Consider the following 15,521-nt stretch of genomic DNA (forward strand, 5'->3'; position numbering starts at 1 on the left):
CAACCCTCCGGACACCGGTGAGCTCGTTGAGTTCCCGGTCCCACACATCCGTCGGCAGATCATTGCTCACAACGGTGCCCCCTCCGCGCCGCTGTCACTACATGCGGCGCGGCCACCCTTTGGCGGGACGTCCACAACAACGCCGCCCCGCCCACGCGGAAATCCCGCCAAACTCCCCGCTACTGGGGGCCTTTATGGGAACGAGCGCGGCCGCCGTTGATCATCGTCGGTGCGTGGGCTGACGCCGGAACGGCGGCCGCTCCACAGCGTGGATCCCACGTCCGCACTGTCGGCCGGCATGACGCCGGGCGCCGGCAGGCGGTCCGGGCCTGCCCCCTCGGACCGGACCGCTTGCCGCGTGCTACTCCTCGCGAAGTAGTCGGTTCCCGAAGTCCTTCGGGGGTTGACTCCGGGTGGCTGCGCGACGTCGCGCGGCCGCGTCTTGACCGGTGTTGGTCAGCGCCGCAGGCTGGGTGCAGCCACTGGCTTGGTCGACCTGCGCTTCCTTGGTGCGCGACGTTGTGGTAGCCGGGCGGACTCCGGTGTCACACGAAGGTGCAGCGCGGCGAGCAGTAGGCAGAACGCGGCCATTGCGGACCACAGTGCGGTCGTCCCCGCGTGGGCGAGCAGCTGGGTGCCGAGGACGGGTGCGAGCGTCGCGGCGATCCCCCAGCTGGTACCGAAGACGGCCAGGTAGCGGCCGCTGGCGCCAGGTGGTGCGAGGTCGGTGACGAGCGCGTAGATGCGGCCCATGACCAGCAGATCGCCGAGGCTCATCACAGTGGCTGAGGCGAGCAGCGCCGGCAGGGTGCGGGTGAGGGCGTAGCCGGTCAGCCCCGCGGCCAGGAGAAGATGGGCGAGTGCGAGTGCGACGGGCGTGGTGAGCCGGGTCGCACAGGGCAGGCGAATCAGCGGCTGGGCGAGCACGGTGGTGGCCGCGGCTGCGGTGAACAACAGCCCGGCGTCGGCGGCGGGCAGCCCCTGCCGTGCGAGTGCGAGCGGCAGGGTGATCACGGTCTGTTGGTTGATCAGGGCGTAGGCGGTGCCGGTGGCCAGGACGCTCAGCAGGGCTCGGTCGCGCAGCGGTCGTACGGCGGTGTCGTCCTGGTCCTCGCCGGGAGGTTCGGGACGGTCGCGAGGGAAGGCCAGCCGGATCAGCAGTGCGCAGGCAAGGCAAGTGGCGGCGTCGGTGACGAAGAGCCAGCGCAGGTCCCAGCGGCCGAGCAGGGCGGCGAGCAGCCCGGCGCCCATGCCGCCCGCCGCGAGCGCGGCGCTGAACAGGCTGAACGCGCGCACCCGGTGCCGCTCCGGCACGGACTCGCCGATGATCGCCTGGCTCGGGGGCTCGTAGAGCTCGAAGGCCAGCCCGAGCAGCACCGCCCCGGCGACCGCCCAGGTGAGCGATGCGGAGGCCGCGATCGCCAGCTGTGCGACGGCGCATCCGCAGAGCCCGAGCACGATGGTCGTGCGCCGGCCGATCCGGTCGGCCAAGTGTCCCCCGGCCAGCCGCGAGGGGATCGTCGCGAGCCCGAAGGCGGCGCTGACCAGCCCAGCAGTGGTCAGGCTCGCGCCGTGGTCGGCGCTGATCAGCGCGGTGAGAAAGGGCAGTGAGAAGGCCCCGAGCCGGTTGACGACCCGGGCGAGTAACAGCAGACGGACGGTGCGGGGCAGTGGTTCGGAGCGCGACACGGCGCCTCCCTCTACTCGTGAATCGTCAATGTGAGTGATCAGCGGGCGGTACGTGAGCGGAGGTCCGTCTCGTCGACGCGTGACCTCCAAGCCCTGCTCGGCGCCGTCGGCTCCGCCCGCCCCATCGGTCTGCGCTGCCCGGGTCGGCGATCCGCCGTCAGGTCGGACCGGCGCCGTCGGCGAAGTGCGGCAGCATCATCGCGACCAGGGCGTCGACATCGGCATCGACCATCGGTTCGCCGGTCATGCCCATCCGGTGGAGCAGGGTGCCGACGACGACGTCGATGAAGAACAGGACCCTGTGCTCGGGTTCGTCGAGCGTGTTCTGGAGGGCGAGGCGGTAGGGGTCCTGCAACCGTGCGGAGAGGATCTCGCGCAGGGCCGGGTCGCTGACGGCGTCGCTGAACACGCCCGCGAACGCGTCGCCCACCCCGGGCTCGCCGATCGTCGCTGCGATCCAGCGGATGGTCGAGGACATGAGCTCGGCCCGGTCGGCGCCCTCCTTCAGCGGAACCGGGCCGAACGCGTCGAGGAGGCAGTCCACTATCAGCGCGCCCTTCGACGGCCAGCGGCGGTAGACCGTCGACTTCGCGATGCCGGCCGCGGCGGCGATGCGCTCGACCGTGGCGCGCGCGTAGCCGATTTCGTGGACCGTGCTCAGGGTGGTGGTGAAGACCTCGGCGTCGAGGCCGGCGCGCGGGCGTCCGGGCGGTCGGGCGGGAGGAGGCGTTCTAGTCATTCCCTCACCATAGCTAGTTCCGCTACCTTAGGTATCGATACCTAAGGTAGCGGAACTATTCGGGGAGGAGAAGGCATGAGCGGGGACAGCGGTGCGCGGCAGCCGTCGGCGAGCAGTAGCGGGTTGCGGCAGCAGGCATTGGGGGGCGAGCCGGACTGGGCGGCGATGACCGCCGAGGAACTGGCCGGCTACCGCGAGGCGGAGAACCGCAGGCGGGCGTCGCCTGCGATGCGCGCGATCACCGGGATGCCGCACCCCGGGGCCGCGATCGACTGGCAGTCGCTGGCGCTGCCCGGCCGCCGCGTGCCGGTCCGGGTCCACCGGCCGGCGCGCGAACGCCGCGCCGGCTCCGCCGACCGGGCGGCGCCCCTGCCCCTCGTACTCCACGTCCACGGCGGCGGGTTCGTGGGCACGGCGGTGCAGAGCGACTGGATCAACAGCCATCTCGCCGCCCAGTTGCCGGCCCTTGTCGTCTCGGTCGAGCACCGCCTCCTCGCCCCGGACACTGTGCTGTCGGCCGCAGCCGACGACGGCTGGGACGCGCTCGACCACCTGGTGCGGCACGCCGCCGACTGGGGCATCGACCCGACGCGCATCGCCGTCTTCGGCGAGAGCTGCGGCGCACTGATCACCGCCCTGGCCGCTATCCGCGCCAGGCAGGCAGACCTGCAACTGCGGGCGCAGGTGCTGGTCAACCCCGTCGCAGACGTGACCGGGACAATGTTCGACCACCTCTCGGTCACCGAGCACGCCCACAGCCCGACCCTGACCGTTCCCCAACTGCGGCTGTTGCACCGGCTCGCCGTCCCCTCGGGAACCGATCCCCGTGCGCTGTCTCCGCTGCACGCCGACAACCTCGCCGGGCTCGCCCCGGCGCTGGTAGTGGTGCCGACCCATGACCCGCTGGCCGACCACGGCCGCCGCTACGCCGAACGCCTGCGCGCAGCCGGGACGCCCGCGCGGCTGACCGAGTTTCCCGAGGCCGCCCACGCCTTCGTTAGCATGCCGGCCGTAGTGCCGCAGGCCGAGGCGGCACGGGTGGAGATCACCGAGTTCCTCCGCGACACCCTCGGCCGCCCCGGCGGCCGCTGACCAGGCGACTCCGACGGACGGGCCGCGGCGTCCGCCAGCGGCCCGCGCCCCGAACCGAGCGGTCAACGTCACCTGTCAAACGGTCAAGATCACCTGTCAGAGGGCAATCGGTACCCCATGCGGACACAACCTGTGGGCCCTCGCGGCACGCAGGGACCAAGTGCAGGTACTCCGCTGCGGCCAACACGTGCGGGCGTGCCCACATCCTGTCGGACGGGCCGGGGAGAGGACACGGCAGGCTACGGCCCGTCGTGATCCACTTCTCTCGATCGGCCTTTGCCCCATGCCCGTTGCCCCGGCCCGTCCGATAGCCCCAACTGCCGCCGAGCGCGAACGGCTGAAGGAGTTGGCCTACGGCCACAAGACCGAGTACCGGCTGCGTGTCCGGGCGCAGGTCGTGCTGCACGCGTCGCGCGGGCGCTCCAACGCGCGCATCGCCCGCGAGACGGGGCTGCATCTGGACACGGTGCGCAAGTGGCGGGGGCGGTTCGCCGAGCTGGGTCTTGCGGGCTTGGCCGATCGAAAACGCACCGGCCGCCCGGCTTCCTTCACCGCACTGCAGGCCGCCCGGGTCAAAGCGCTGGCCTGCCGACTGCCCGCCGAGACCGGGGCGCCGCTGTCGCGCTGGTCGTGCCCGGAGCTGGCCCGCGAAGCCATGGTCCAGGGCATCACCACGTCCGTGTCGGCCTCTACCGTGCGCCGATGGCTGGCCGAAGACGCGCTCAAGCCCTGGCAGCACCATTCCTGGATCTTCATCACCGACCTGGGTTTCCAACCCAAGGCCGAGCGTGTTCTGGACCTGTACGCCCGTACCTGGGGCGGCGTCCCGCTCGGGGAGGATGAGTACGTCGTCAGCGCCGACGAGAAGACCTCCGTCCAGGCCCGCTGCCGCTGCCACCCCACCCTCGCCCCGGGCCGGGCGAGAGCGATGCGCGTCAACCACACCTACGGACGCGGCGGAGCACTGGCCTACCTGGCCGCCTACGACGTCCACGCCGCGAAGGTGTTCGGCCGCACCGAACCGCGCACCGGCATCGACCCGTTCATGAACCTGGTCACCCAGGTCATGAGCACCGAACCCTACGCCAGCGCCAAGCGGGTCTTTTGGATCGTCGACAACGGCTCCTCACACCGAGGCAAGAAGGCCGCCGATCGGCTGACCACCGCCTTCCCGAACGCCGTCATGGTCCACACCCCTATCCATGCCTCCTGGTTGAACCAGGTGGAGATCTACTTCTCCGTCGTCCAGCGCAAGGTCGTCTCACCCAACGACTTCACCGACCTGGCCCAGGTCGGGGACCGGCTCCGAGCATTCGAAGACCGCTACAACGCCACGGCACAGCCGTTCCAGTGGAAGTTCACCACCTCCGACCTGGACGATCTGCTGGCCCGGCTCGACCGGCACACGCTCACCGACCGACACCAAGAATCCTCCGTTGCACTGGCCGCCTGATCAACCCCCGAAGGACTTCCAGCGTCGACCACTAAGGTTGTCCCGTAACCCCCTGGTTGAGCCGCGTGGCTGAGGCTCCAAGGACCGGGTCCTCGGCCGGATATCCGCGCGACTTCGGCCCTCCGGCTATGGCAGCCTGCTGACATGCCAGCAGAGCTGAGAGAACACGCGGGCCGTCACTACGCCGTCCTGTCCTTCTACGCGGGACCTGACGACGCCTGGACCCTGGAGCTGAGCGAGGCCGTGCCAGCGCCGGCAGCGTGGGCCGAAATCCCCGGTAGGCCGACTCATATGCACGGGGTTGGCTTTCTGGCGGCGTTCGTCCCTGACGAGGATCCGACTCTGGAACCGACCGTCCACATCCACAGCCATGACGAGCACGTCATCCCGTACGAGATCATGTGCTGGTTCATGGAGCAGGTCACCGAGCAGGTCGAACGCTGCCGGGCCGCCTACGCGCAGGAGGATCCTGAAGCAGTGGAATGATCTTGGCATGGCTGGTGTGATCACGGCGTCGGAGTCGTCCTGGATAGCCCCGTTCACCGGGCTGAGCCCACGCGAGTTCCACACGCTGATGACGATGCTCCGCCGTGAAGGTGGCGACACCGTGCGGCCCGGCCGACCCTGGAGTCTTCCACTGGAAGACCGGGTCCTGCTGGTCGCGACCTACTGGCGGACCAACCTCACGCTGAGGCAGATCGCGCCACTGTTCGGTGTGTTCAAGTCGGCGGCCGACCGCATCGTGGACCACGTCGCCCCCTTGCTCGCACTGAAGCAACGGAAGCGGTTCGCCAAGGGCACGGTACTGATCGTCGACGCCCCCCCGGGGACCACACCATCGCCGAGAAGTCCAAGAACTACAGGTACTCCACCAACCACCAGGTCGTCGTCGACGCCCACACCCGCCTGGTCGTCGCAGTCGGCAAACCCGTTCCGGGCAACCGCAACGATTGCAAGGCATGGGCCGAGTCCGGCGCCAAAGCCGCTGTCGGCAGGACCACCACCATCGCCGATGGCGGCTATCCCGGCACCGGCCTCGTGATCCCGCACCGCCGGCCCAAAGGTCGCGAGCCGACCGAGTGGCAGACCGAGCACAACCGTGAGCACAAGCAGGTCCGTGCCCGTGTCGAGCACGTCTTCGCCCGGATGAAGACCTGGAGGATCCTTCGCGACTGCCGCCTCAAGGGCGACGGCGTCCACCAAGCCATGCTCGGCATCGCCCACCTCCACAACCTCCTCCAGGCCGCGTAGTCCGGTCTGCCATCGATGGGCGAGACTGCCCTGCCACCGTCAAAGATCAATTGCGGGACAGCCCTTAGGCCGATCGGCCCGCCGGGTGGAAGTTGATGCGTTCACGGATGACGGGGAAGCCGGCCTTGGCAAAGTTCGCGGCCATGGGGAAGTTGGCCTGGTCCGTCGCTCCGCTGACGAACTCCGCGCCCTGCTCGACGAGGAAGTGGGTGCACTCCGCGAGGAGGTCGTAGGCGTAGCCGCGGCCGCGCTGTTCCGGGACGACTCCGATGAAGCCGATGGTCGGGCCGGAGGGGTTGTGGGCCGGGATGTGGATGCCGGCCAGGTCTCCCTCCGGCGTGTGTGCGATCTGCCACCACTCCCGTGGGGAGGGGCACCAGTGGAAGAAGTCGAGTTCCTCCTGGGCGGCTTGGTCGAGGCCGCCCTCCTCGATGGCCCTGAGCGCGTGGGCGTCCAGGGTGGCGGAGTGGATGCGGCGCAACGCGTCGAAGAACACGGTGTCGTCGGGTTCGGCACTGAAGTGCAGGCGTCCGGGCCGCTCGGGCAGACCTCGCTCCGGGGTCCAGCGGTACAGGAAGCGTTCCACCAGGAGTTCGTACCCTGCGGCTCGTGCGGCGGCGAAACGCGCCTCGGCGCCGGCGCGCAGGTCGGTCTCTTCTCGCCAGCCGCCGGGCAGGTTGATCTCGAGTTCGACCTGCCAGGGAGCGGAGCGCAGGAGTTCGGCCCCGGCCTCCTCCTCGCCCTCGGCCACGTCGAACCAGTTGATGTTGACGGGCTCCGAGTCGTCGGGGCCGCCCCACCACGCGCCGCGTGCGACGACCTCGCCGTCGCGCAGGGCGACGCGCTTCCAGTCGGGGCGGAACTGGGTACGCCGATGGCCTTCACGGGCGCCCAGGGGGTCGGGGAGTGCGTCGAAGAGATGAGCGTCGCTCGCGGAGAGCGCGCGGATGACCGGATCGGTCATGGATTCCTCCGGGATACAGGCTGCTTGGAGCGCTCCCGGTCAGAACTCACGAACCACGCCGGGGCAGCGGAAGAGGGAGCGCTGGAAAGGTGTGAACTGCACGGCACTCGCCTCCTTCCGTTCATCTCAGGGCGTGAAGCCACACAGTACGTGGTCTTCCGTGGGTCCGTCCACGGATTTCCGCGCTCCTTGAAGGAGGGTTCGCGGGACGATGCAGAGCGCTCTCAAAGAACCCCGGGGGGGGCTAAAAGGCAAAGCCAAGACGCTGCTCAGGCCCCGGCCGTGGGCGCCCGCCCGACTGTGCAGGTCGCAGGTGGCGGACAGCGTGCCGTTCACGTCCGGGCCTCCACGGGGGCTGCGGCGGCTGCGGCGGCGAGGAGTTGGCGGGTGTAGTCGGCTGCGGGCCGGGCGAAGAGCTCGTCGACGTCCCCGGTCTCGACCAGGTGGCTGTCCTTCATGACGGCGACACGGTCGGCCAAGTGCTGGACGACGCCGAGGTCGTGGGAGATGAAGAGCAGGGCGAGGCCGAGGTCGCGGCGCAGGTCGGCGAGCAGGTCGAGGATCTGGGCCCCCGAACATGACCGCCACCCGGTCGGCGAGCCGGGCGGCCACCGACAGGTCGTGGCTGATCAGCAGTAGCGCCGCGCCCTGGCGGCGGAGCTCGTCCAGCAGGTCGAGCACCTGGGCCTGGACGGTGACGTCCAGCGCGGTGGTCGGCTCGTCGGCGATCAGCAGGTCGGGTTCGGCGGCGAGCGCGGAGGCGATCAGGGCGCGCTGGCGCAGGCCGCCGGAGAGCTGGCGCGGATACCGCCCGGCCGGCGGGCCGGCGTCAGCGACAAAGGGAGCTGGCGTGCCGCAGCAGGTCGACGTCGAGCCTGGCCACCAGCCCGAGGCCCGCGCGGTGCCGCCCGCCTGCCCGCTGTTCCACGAGCTTCTCCGCCCCTCGCCCGCCCGGGCCATGACTGCGCTTGCGACATGACGTCATGCCGCCAGGCTTACCCCCGGGGCACCCCACCGCAGTGTGGGGGTTGCCAGCCAGCCGGCCGGGGCCTCGGGCTGACATTCTTCGCCGTTCCCGAGTCCAGGAAGGCGTCGGCGATCCCGTCAATCGGTGTCCGGCCCGTCAGCAGCCATGACACGGCGGACCGGACACCCGGCGACGGGCTCCCGCAACACGACGCAACACCGTTGCCACAGAAGCCCGGTGGGCGGCTGCCGGATTCCGGCCAGGGCGTAATTGACGGATCGTCAAAAACGGCGCAGTGCCCCGGCGGACGAATCCGCCGGGGCACCGGGGCCGGGGAGCGGGCTCAGCAGGCGCAGGAGATCCCGGAGCGCGGCGCGGTCAGGTCGTCCACCGGCCGCTGCTCGGTGCCGTGGTCGGTGTCGTACGCGAAGCCCTCGCGCGCCCAGTACTCGAAGCCGCCCAGCATCTCCTTGACCGGGAAACCGAGCCGGGCGAAGGCGAGCGCGGCCCGGGTGGCGCCGTTGCAGCCGGGGCCCCAGCAGTAGGTGACCACGGTCGCACCGGGGGCGATCAGCTGCGGCGCGAGCTCGGCGATCCGCGCGGTGGGGATGTGCACCGCGCCGGGGATCCGGCCCTGGGCCCACGCGACATCGCTGCGGGAGTCGACGACGACCACACCGGCCGCACCGGCCATCAGGTCCGCGTGCACGTCGGAGACGTCGGCCTCGAAGGCCAGGCGGGCGAGGTAGTGGGCGGCGGCGACGGCGGGGTCGGCGGCGGGGACGCTGAGAACGGCGCTGGTGGTCATCGGGGTGCTCCTCGGGGCTCGTGCCTGGGCGGACTCGTACCGGGGCGGAGCCGCTCCGGCACCCGCCCCGTCCGGCGGTGGTTCGATCTTCGCCGGTCCGGACCGGGGCCCGCGAGCGGCGGGATCGCCCGTCACCGTCAAGATCCCGCCACGCCGGACGCCGCCCGGACGCCACGCCCGGGCCCCCGCCGGGCTACGGCCCGAGGCGCCCCCGCCAGCCGCCGCCCGCCGGCCCGAGGCGCCTCAGCCCACCGCCAGCCCGGCGGCGGCCGGCCGGGCCCGCAGCCCGCGCAGCTCGTGGCGGGCGAGGGCTGGGAGCGCGGCGGCGTCCGCCAGCAGCGGGGCGAGCAGCGCGACGGCGGCCTGCGGGTCGTGCGCACAGAGGTAGCAGTCGGCGATCCGGATGGTGAACAGCGTCCGCGTGGTGGGGAGTTGGTCAGGGGCGAGGAGGCGCAGCGCGGTCTCGGCGGCGTCCACGGCCCGCAGCCCGAGCCGGGGGTCGTCGACGGACGCGGCGGCGTCGCGCAGGGCGGCGGCGGCGCCGGACTCCACCCGCAGGCGCATCGAGGCGATGCCGAGCCAGGCCGCGTCGGCCTCGTCGTGCTCGCCGATGTGGTCGAGGTGGAGCCGGGCGCGGGCGATGTGCCGGACGGTGGCCCGGACGTCGCCGGCCAGGCCGTGCGCGCGGGCCTGGCCGATCTGGGACATCGCCCCGGCCCAGTGCCGGCCGGGTGCGGCACGGGCGATCTCGCGGGCGTAGCCGAGGGCGGCGGCCGGATCGCCGTCGAGGCGGGCCAGGGAGCTCATGTCGCTGAGCGCGGCGACCTGGGTGGCCGGGTCGTCGGCCAGTTCGGACCAGCTGAGCGCGCGGTCGAAGCAGGCCATGGCGGTGGCGTAGCGGCCGTGCTGCATCCGCAGCCCGCCGGCGGCGTGCGCGTACTCGGCGGCGAGCCGGGCGAGCGGGCGGCGGGCATGGGCCGAGCGGGTGCGGGTGAGGCGGCCGAGGATGACGCGCAGGGTCTCCTCGACAACGGCCGTGCCGGGCCCGGCCGTTGTCTCGCCGGCCCGGAGGCGGGCGGCGAGCAGGCCGGTGAGGGCGTGGGCGGTGTCGGCGTCGAGCGGCGGCGTGGTGTCGGGGCCGGCGGCGCAGAAGGCGGCGTGCAGGGCGGCCAGGTCGCCGGGCACGGGGACGGCGCAGCCGGCGGCGCCGTGCAGCGGGCAGAGCAGCCCGTAGTCGGGCAGGTGGCGGGGCGGTCGGCCCCCGCCGAGGAGTGCGGTGAGCGGCGCCGGCGGCGGGGCGAGCAGTGCGGCGAGCGGTGAGGCCGGTGGTGGGGTGGCGGTCTCCGGGGTGCCGGTGTGCCCCGGCAGCGGCGGCCGTGCCCAGGCGGCCGGCCCGGCGGGCGGGGCCGGGGTGGCCCGGGCCCGCGGCGGCCCGTCCTCGGCCCGCCGGCAGGCGGCGCGCAGTTCGCCACCGGCCGCGAGGAGGTCGTCCAGCCGGTCGGCGACCCGCGGGGTGGTCCGGCGGGTGCCGTGTTCGAGTTTGCTCACGGCGGTGTGGTCGTAGCCGATCTCGGCGCCGAGCTGGGCCTGGGTGAGTCCGGCGCGGCGGCGCCAGTGCCGCAGGAGTGTGCCGAAGGCCCGCCACAGTGCGTCTGCCGACGGTCCGTCACCGGCGGCTTCGCCGTTGTGGTTCCGGTGCACGGGGCTGCCCTCCCGAGTCCGATCCCGGTCCTTCCGATGAGAAGGACGGTACTGGAGCGCAGCCGCCCCGTACATCCGGTGGCCCCAACTGGTCTTGACCTCTTGGTCTCAACCTCTGCACGAAACCCGCAGCTTGACAGAACTTGCCAACCGCACGGACGGCCTGCCGGAGCCGTTGACCGGGGCATGACGGCGTGTGAGGGTTCCGGCACCCGAACGCGGACGACCGCACGGCCGTCCCCCGATGCGGCCCGAGGTGAGCGCCTGTCAGGCGCTCCTTCCGCGTACAGGCACCCCCACGTTCGAGGAGCCCCAGTGAAACGCAGACTACTGACGGCGGGAACCACCCTGACCGTCCTGGCCGGCATGCTCACCGCCACCGCGGTCGGGCCGGCCGCCGCCGAACCGGGCCCGGCCGTCTCGGCACCGCCGAGCGCGCTGGCCGCCGCCGTCAACGCCGCCGACCAGGCGGCCGCGGCGGGCCTGGACGCCCTGGCCAAGGGCCCGGGCGAGACCTACGAGCGCCAGTCCGCCACCCCCTGGCTCGGCGGCCTCTACTCGGTCGCGTACGAGCGCAGTTACCGGGGCCTGCCGGTGGTCGGCGGCGACGCCGTCGTGATAGCCGACGGCCAGGGCAAGGTCCGCGGCCTCACCTCGGCCGCCACCGGCCCGGTCGGCGGTTCGACCACGCCGCTGGTCAGCGCGGCCAACGCGGAGAAGACCGCCCGCACCAGGCTGGCCGCGGTGGACGGCGTCGACTCCCGCCGCCTGGTGGTGAAGGTCCAGGACGGCGCCGGGCGCCTCGCCTGGGAGACCGTGCTCACCGGCCGCGCCTCCGCCGCCCCGAGCAGGCTGCACGTCTTCGTGGACGCCCGCACCGGCGAGGTGATCGACAGCTACGACGACGTCAAGGCCGGCACCGCCAACAGCAAGTGGAACGGCCCCGCCCCGGTCACCATCAGCACCACCAACTCCGGCGGCTCGTACTCGCTGCGCGACCCGAACCGCCCCGGGCTGAGCTGTGCCGACTACAGCAGCGGCCAGGTGTTCTCCAAGTCCGGCGACTCCTGGGGCACCGGAAGCCCGACCAGCAAGGAGACCGGCTGCGCCGACGTGATGTTCGCGGCGCAGAAGGAGTGGGACATGCTCCGCGACTGGCTGGGCCGCAACGGCCACAACGGCAACGGCGGCAGCTGGCCGGTCAAGGTCGGCCTGAACGACGTCAACGCCTACTGGGACGGCTCCTCCGTCTCCATCGGCCACAACAACGCCAACGAGTGGATCGCCTCGATCGACGTGGTCGGCCACGAGTTCGGGCACGGCATCGACCAGTACACCCCCGGCGGTGCCAACAACGAGAACGGCCTCGGCGAGGGCACCGGCGACATCTTCGGCGCGCTCACCGAGGCGTACGCCAACGAGCCGGCCCCGTACGACAACCCGGACTACACCGTCGGCGAGATGATCAACCTGGTCGGCAGCGGGCCGATCCGGAACATGTACAACCCCTCGCTGGTGGGCAACAACCCGAACTGCTACTCGTCCTCGATCCCGAGCACCGAGGTGCACGCCGCGGCCGGCCCGCTGAACCACTGGTTCTACCTGCTCGCCGAGGGCTCCAACCCGGGCGGCGGCAAGCCCACCAGCCCGACCTGCAACAACTCCTCGGTCACCGGCGTCGGGATCAAGGACGCCGGGCGGATCTTCTACGGCGGCATGCTGCTCAAGACCAGCGGCATGACCTACAAGAAGTACCGCGTCTCCACCCTGACCGCCGCCAAGAGCCTCGACGCCACGTGCGCCCTGTACACCCGGACCAAGGCGGCCTGGGACGCGATCAGCGTGACCGCCCAGAGCGGCGAGCCGACCTGCACGCCGTCCGGCAACAACGACTTCTCGCTGGCCGTGAACCCGGCCGCCGGCTCCGTCCAGCCCGGCGCGTCCACCACCGCCACGGTCAACACCTCGGTCACCTCGGGCAGTGCCCAGAGCGTCGGCCTGAGCGCCTCCGGCGCGCCGAGCGGCACCACGGTCACCTTCAACCCGTCGTCGGTGCAGGCCGGTTCGTCCTCGACGCTGACCGTCGCGACCTCCGCCTCCACCGCGCCGGGCACCTACGTCATCACCGTGACCGGCACCGGCACCGGCACCCACACCGCGCAGTACACGCTGACGGTCGGCGGCGGCAACCCCGGCGGCAACGCGCCCGACATCAGCGTCGCCAACGTCCAGGCGCACCTGGTCCAGCTCAACACCATCGCCTCGCAGAACGGCGGCAACCGCCGGGCCGGCACTGCCGGGCACAGCCAGTCACTCGCCTACATCAAGGGCAGGCTCCAGGCCGCCGGCTACACCGTCGCCGAGCAGACCTGCACCTCCTGCAGCTACCAGTCCAACAACCTGATCGCCGACTGGCCGGGCGGCCCCGCCGACCAGGTCACCATGTTCGGCGCCCACCTGGACAGCGTCAGCGCCGGCCCGGGCATCAACGACAACGGCTCGGGCTCCGCCGTCCTGCTGGAGAACGCGCTCGCCCTCGCCCAGCAGAACCCCACCCTGACCCGGCACGTCCGGTTCGCCTGGTGGACCGGCGAGGAGCAGGGCCTCCAGGGCTCGCAGTACTACGTGAGCCAGCTGGGCTCCGCCCAGCGCAGCGCCATCAAGGGCTACTACAACTTCGACATGGTCGGCTCGCCCAACGCCGGCTACTTCGTCAACAACCTCAACTCCGCCGCGTCCGCGCCGATGAAGGCCTACTGGGACTCCCTGGGCCTCCAGCCGGAGGAGAACGTCGAGGGCCGGGGCCGCTCCGACGACTACTCGTTCCAGCAGGCCGGCATCCCCACCTCCGGCTACGCGGCCGGCGCCGGCGACACCAAGACCGCGGCGCAGGCCGCCAAGTGGGGCGGCACCGCGGGCCGCGCGTACGACTCCTGCTACCACTCGGCGTGCGACACCAGCAGCAACATCAACGCGACCGCGCTGGACCGCAGCGCCGACGGCGTCGCGTACACCCTGTGGAAGACCTCGGTCGGCGGCGGCCCCGTGCCGGCCAACGACTTCTCGCTCGCGGTGAACCCGGCGACCGGCACCACCACACCGGGCGGCAGCACCACGGCGACCGTCTCCACCGCCACCACCTCCGGCTCGGCCCAGACGGTGAACCTCTCCGTCTCGGGCGCGCCCGCCGGCGTCACCGCCACGGTCAGCCCCTCCTCGGTGCAGTCCGGCGGGTCCGCGACACTGACCCTCGCGGTCGGCTCCGGCACCGCGTCGGGCACCTACTCCGTCACCGTGACCGGCACCGGCTCGGCCACCCACACCACCACGTACTCCCTGGTGGTCGGCACCGACCCCAATCCGGGCGGTACCTGGACGCCGGGCACCACCTACCAGGCCGGTGACGTGGTGACCTACAACGGGGTCAGCTACCGCTGCATCCAGGGCCACACGGCCCAGGTCGGCTGGGAGCCCAACATCGTCCCGGCCCTCTGGCAGCAGATCTGAGCGGACGGATCGGCACCAGCCGACGGGACAGGCCGTGCCGCGGTTCGTCGAGGGGGACGAACCGCGGCACGGCCGCGTCGGGGCCCGGACCGGGCGGCGCCGGATCAGCCCGGGTGGAAGACGATCCGGACGTTGGCGTCGACCGGGAGGATCAGCACGTTGCCCGCGTCCCAGGTCCAGTCGTGCGGGATCAGGAACATCCGGCCGTTGGCCTGCGCCAGCAGGCGCAGGCCGCGGTAGCGGAAGCGGAAGCGCTGCCCCGCCCCCGCGTCCGGCAGCGCCCGCTCGTCCACCCCGGACCACTGCAGGTAGAGCCGCTCGGTGGTGTCGAGGACGACGGCCGGGCGCAGCGCCAGGTTGCCGGCCAGCCGCTCGGCGTCCGCCTCCCCCTTCTGGTGGGCGAAGCCGCCGGCGGCCCAGAACGAACAGAGCACGATGAGCGCCGCGCTGATGCCGAGCGCCGCCCGCTCCCCGGTCAGCGGGTAGGGGGCGCCGGTGGCGCGGACGGCGAGCAGCCGGGCCAGCACGACCAGCAGCAGGGCGCCGCCGAGCAGCAGCGGAGTGCCCATCGGCCCCGCGTCGATCACCTCGAACCCGGCCAGGAAGCCGAGCACCACCAGTGGGACGACCAGCACCGCGACGGCCCGGCAGGCCCGGCGGACGGTGCGCCGGCCGTCCGTGCCGGTACGGACGGTCCGGGTCGCCAGGTGGTACGCGAGCGCGGCCAGCAGGGCGCCGCAGAGGACGACGCCGGCCGGGAGGTAGAGCGCGGGCGAGCTGCGGAGCAGGAGGTCCTGGGTGCCGAAGCCGATCGTCGCGGCGTCCAGGCCGAAGTAGTGGTAGAGCGAGTCGGTGTAGGCGAAGCCGAAGAAGAACAGCAGCGCGGTGATGAGGGTGGTCGGCGCGACCCAGGACGCGACCAGGCCGAGCCAGCTGCTCCACGAGCGGCCGGCGGGCGGCTCGGGGGCGGGCTCAGGCGGCTCGGGGGCGGGCTGCTCGGCCGGCCCGGGCTGCCCGGCCGCGGCGGCGGACCCGGCGGTGGGCGGCTCCTCCTCCGCAGGGCTCAGGGCGTGCTCCCGCTGCCCGCCGACGCGTTGCCGGCGCTGGTGCCTGCCGAGGACCCCCCGTTCTCGTTGCCGCCGTTCCCACCGCCCCCGCCGTTCTGGCCGCCTCCGTTCTGGCCCCCGTTCTCACCGCCCCCTCCGTTCTGGCCACCCCCGTTTTCGGTGTCATGCTGCACTGTCAGCCCGTTCGAGGCTTGAACCGACTGGCTCTTTCCGCCCGCGGTCAGGGTGAAGCAGACCTTGGCCCCCTCGGAGGTGGGCTTCGGGCCGGGAAGTTCGACCGTGG

The 15,521-nt window shown here is 72.2% G+C and carries 11 protein-coding genes, 2 pseudogenes and 1 riboswitch; of the genes and pseudogenes, 5 read left to right on the forward strand and 8 right to left on the reverse strand.

Annotated features, from left to right (window positions below; translation table 11 throughout):
* Nucleotides 1–456: 456 nt before the first annotated feature.
* Nucleotides 457–1,689, reverse strand: a complete 1,233-nt coding sequence (locus C2142_RS32065; RefSeq protein WP_241002906.1) for an MFS transporter — start codon at nucleotides 1,687–1,689, stop codon at nucleotides 457–459.
* Nucleotides 1,690–1,846: 157 nt separating this feature from the next.
* A complete protein-coding gene (locus C2142_RS32070) occupies nucleotides 1,847–2,428 on the reverse strand; it encodes a TetR/AcrR family transcriptional regulator (RefSeq protein WP_148646315.1) in 582 nt (193 codons plus the stop codon).
* Between the two features lie 75 nt (nucleotides 2,429–2,503).
* Here C2142_RS32070 and C2142_RS32075 point away from each other — a divergent pair, with 75 nt between their 5' ends.
* The 4 genes and pseudogenes from C2142_RS32075 to C2142_RS32090 all read left to right on the forward strand — a co-directional run bounded on the left by C2142_RS32075 (nucleotide 2,504) and on the right by C2142_RS32090 (nucleotide 6,224).
* Nucleotides 2,504–3,520 (forward strand): alpha/beta hydrolase, encoded by a 1,017-nt coding sequence (locus tag C2142_RS32075; protein ID WP_148646316.1) that lies wholly within the window; start codon nucleotides 2,504–2,506, stop codon nucleotides 3,518–3,520.
* Nucleotides 3,521–3,866: 346 nt separating this feature from the next.
* Nucleotides 3,867–4,973: an IS630 family transposase gene (locus C2142_RS32080; protein ID WP_241002907.1), complete on the forward strand. Its 1,107-nt coding sequence runs from the start codon at nucleotides 3,867–3,869 to the stop codon at nucleotides 4,971–4,973.
* A gap of 144 nt (nucleotides 4,974–5,117) precedes the next feature.
* The gene (locus C2142_RS32085) at nucleotides 5,118–5,459 is read left to right on the forward strand and encodes a hypothetical protein (protein WP_174315796.1); all 342 of its coding nucleotides are present in this window, start codon (nucleotides 5,118–5,120) and stop codon (nucleotides 5,457–5,459) included.
* A 7-nt stretch (nucleotides 5,460–5,466) separates the two neighbouring features.
* A pseudogene (locus C2142_RS32090) lies at nucleotides 5,467–6,224 on the forward strand (transposase).
* A gap of 64 nt (nucleotides 6,225–6,288) precedes the next feature.
* Here the strand turns inward: C2142_RS32090 and C2142_RS32095 are convergent.
* From C2142_RS32095 to C2142_RS32110, 5 genes and pseudogenes are all read right to left on the reverse strand, one after another.
* A complete protein-coding gene (locus tag C2142_RS32095) occupies nucleotides 6,289–7,188 on the reverse strand; it encodes a GNAT family N-acetyltransferase (RefSeq protein WP_148646317.1) in 900 nt (299 codons plus the stop codon).
* Between the two features lie 332 nt (nucleotides 7,189–7,520).
* The gene (locus C2142_RS40685) at nucleotides 7,521–7,667 is read right to left on the reverse strand and encodes a hypothetical protein (RefSeq protein WP_241003355.1); all 147 of its coding nucleotides are present in this window, start codon (nucleotides 7,665–7,667) and stop codon (nucleotides 7,521–7,523) included.
* Nucleotides 7,668–7,755: 88 nt separating this feature from the next.
* Nucleotides 7,756–8,001: pseudogene (locus C2142_RS41765) on the reverse strand (ATP-binding cassette domain-containing protein); the annotation flags it as partial.
* Between the two features lie 146 nt (nucleotides 8,002–8,147).
* Nucleotides 8,148–8,259: riboswitch (SAM riboswitch) on the reverse strand.
* Nucleotides 8,260–8,498: 239 nt separating this feature from the next.
* Nucleotides 8,499–8,963, reverse strand: coding sequence for a rhodanese-like domain-containing protein (locus C2142_RS32105; RefSeq protein WP_148646319.1), 465 nt, complete (start codon nucleotides 8,961–8,963; stop codon nucleotides 8,499–8,501).
* 243 nt (nucleotides 8,964–9,206) lie between these two features.
* Nucleotides 9,207–10,664: a helix-turn-helix transcriptional regulator gene (locus C2142_RS32110; protein WP_162002604.1), complete on the reverse strand. Its 1,458-nt coding sequence runs from the start codon at nucleotides 10,662–10,664 to the stop codon at nucleotides 9,207–9,209.
* A gap of 330 nt (nucleotides 10,665–10,994) precedes the next feature.
* On the opposite strand from C2142_RS32110, the gene C2142_RS32115 reads away from it, so the two are divergent.
* Nucleotides 10,995–14,171 carry a M28 family peptidase gene (locus C2142_RS32115; protein ID WP_148646678.1) on the forward strand — a complete coding sequence of 1,059 codons (3,177 nt, stop codon included), beginning with the start codon at nucleotides 10,995–10,997 and terminating at the stop codon, nucleotides 14,169–14,171.
* A 104-nt stretch (nucleotides 14,172–14,275) separates the two neighbouring features.
* Here the strand turns inward: C2142_RS32115 and C2142_RS32120 are convergent, their stop codons facing one another.
* On the reverse strand, nucleotides 14,276–14,806 hold the full coding sequence (locus C2142_RS32120; protein ID WP_148646321.1) for a hypothetical protein: 531 nt from the start codon (nucleotides 14,804–14,806) through the stop codon (nucleotides 14,276–14,278).
* Between the last annotated feature and the right edge of the window lie 715 nt (nucleotides 14,807–15,521).

Source organism: Streptomyces sp. CB01881 (assembly GCF_002953255.1).
Taxonomy (GTDB): domain Bacteria; phylum Actinomycetota; class Actinomycetes; order Streptomycetales; family Streptomycetaceae; genus Kitasatospora.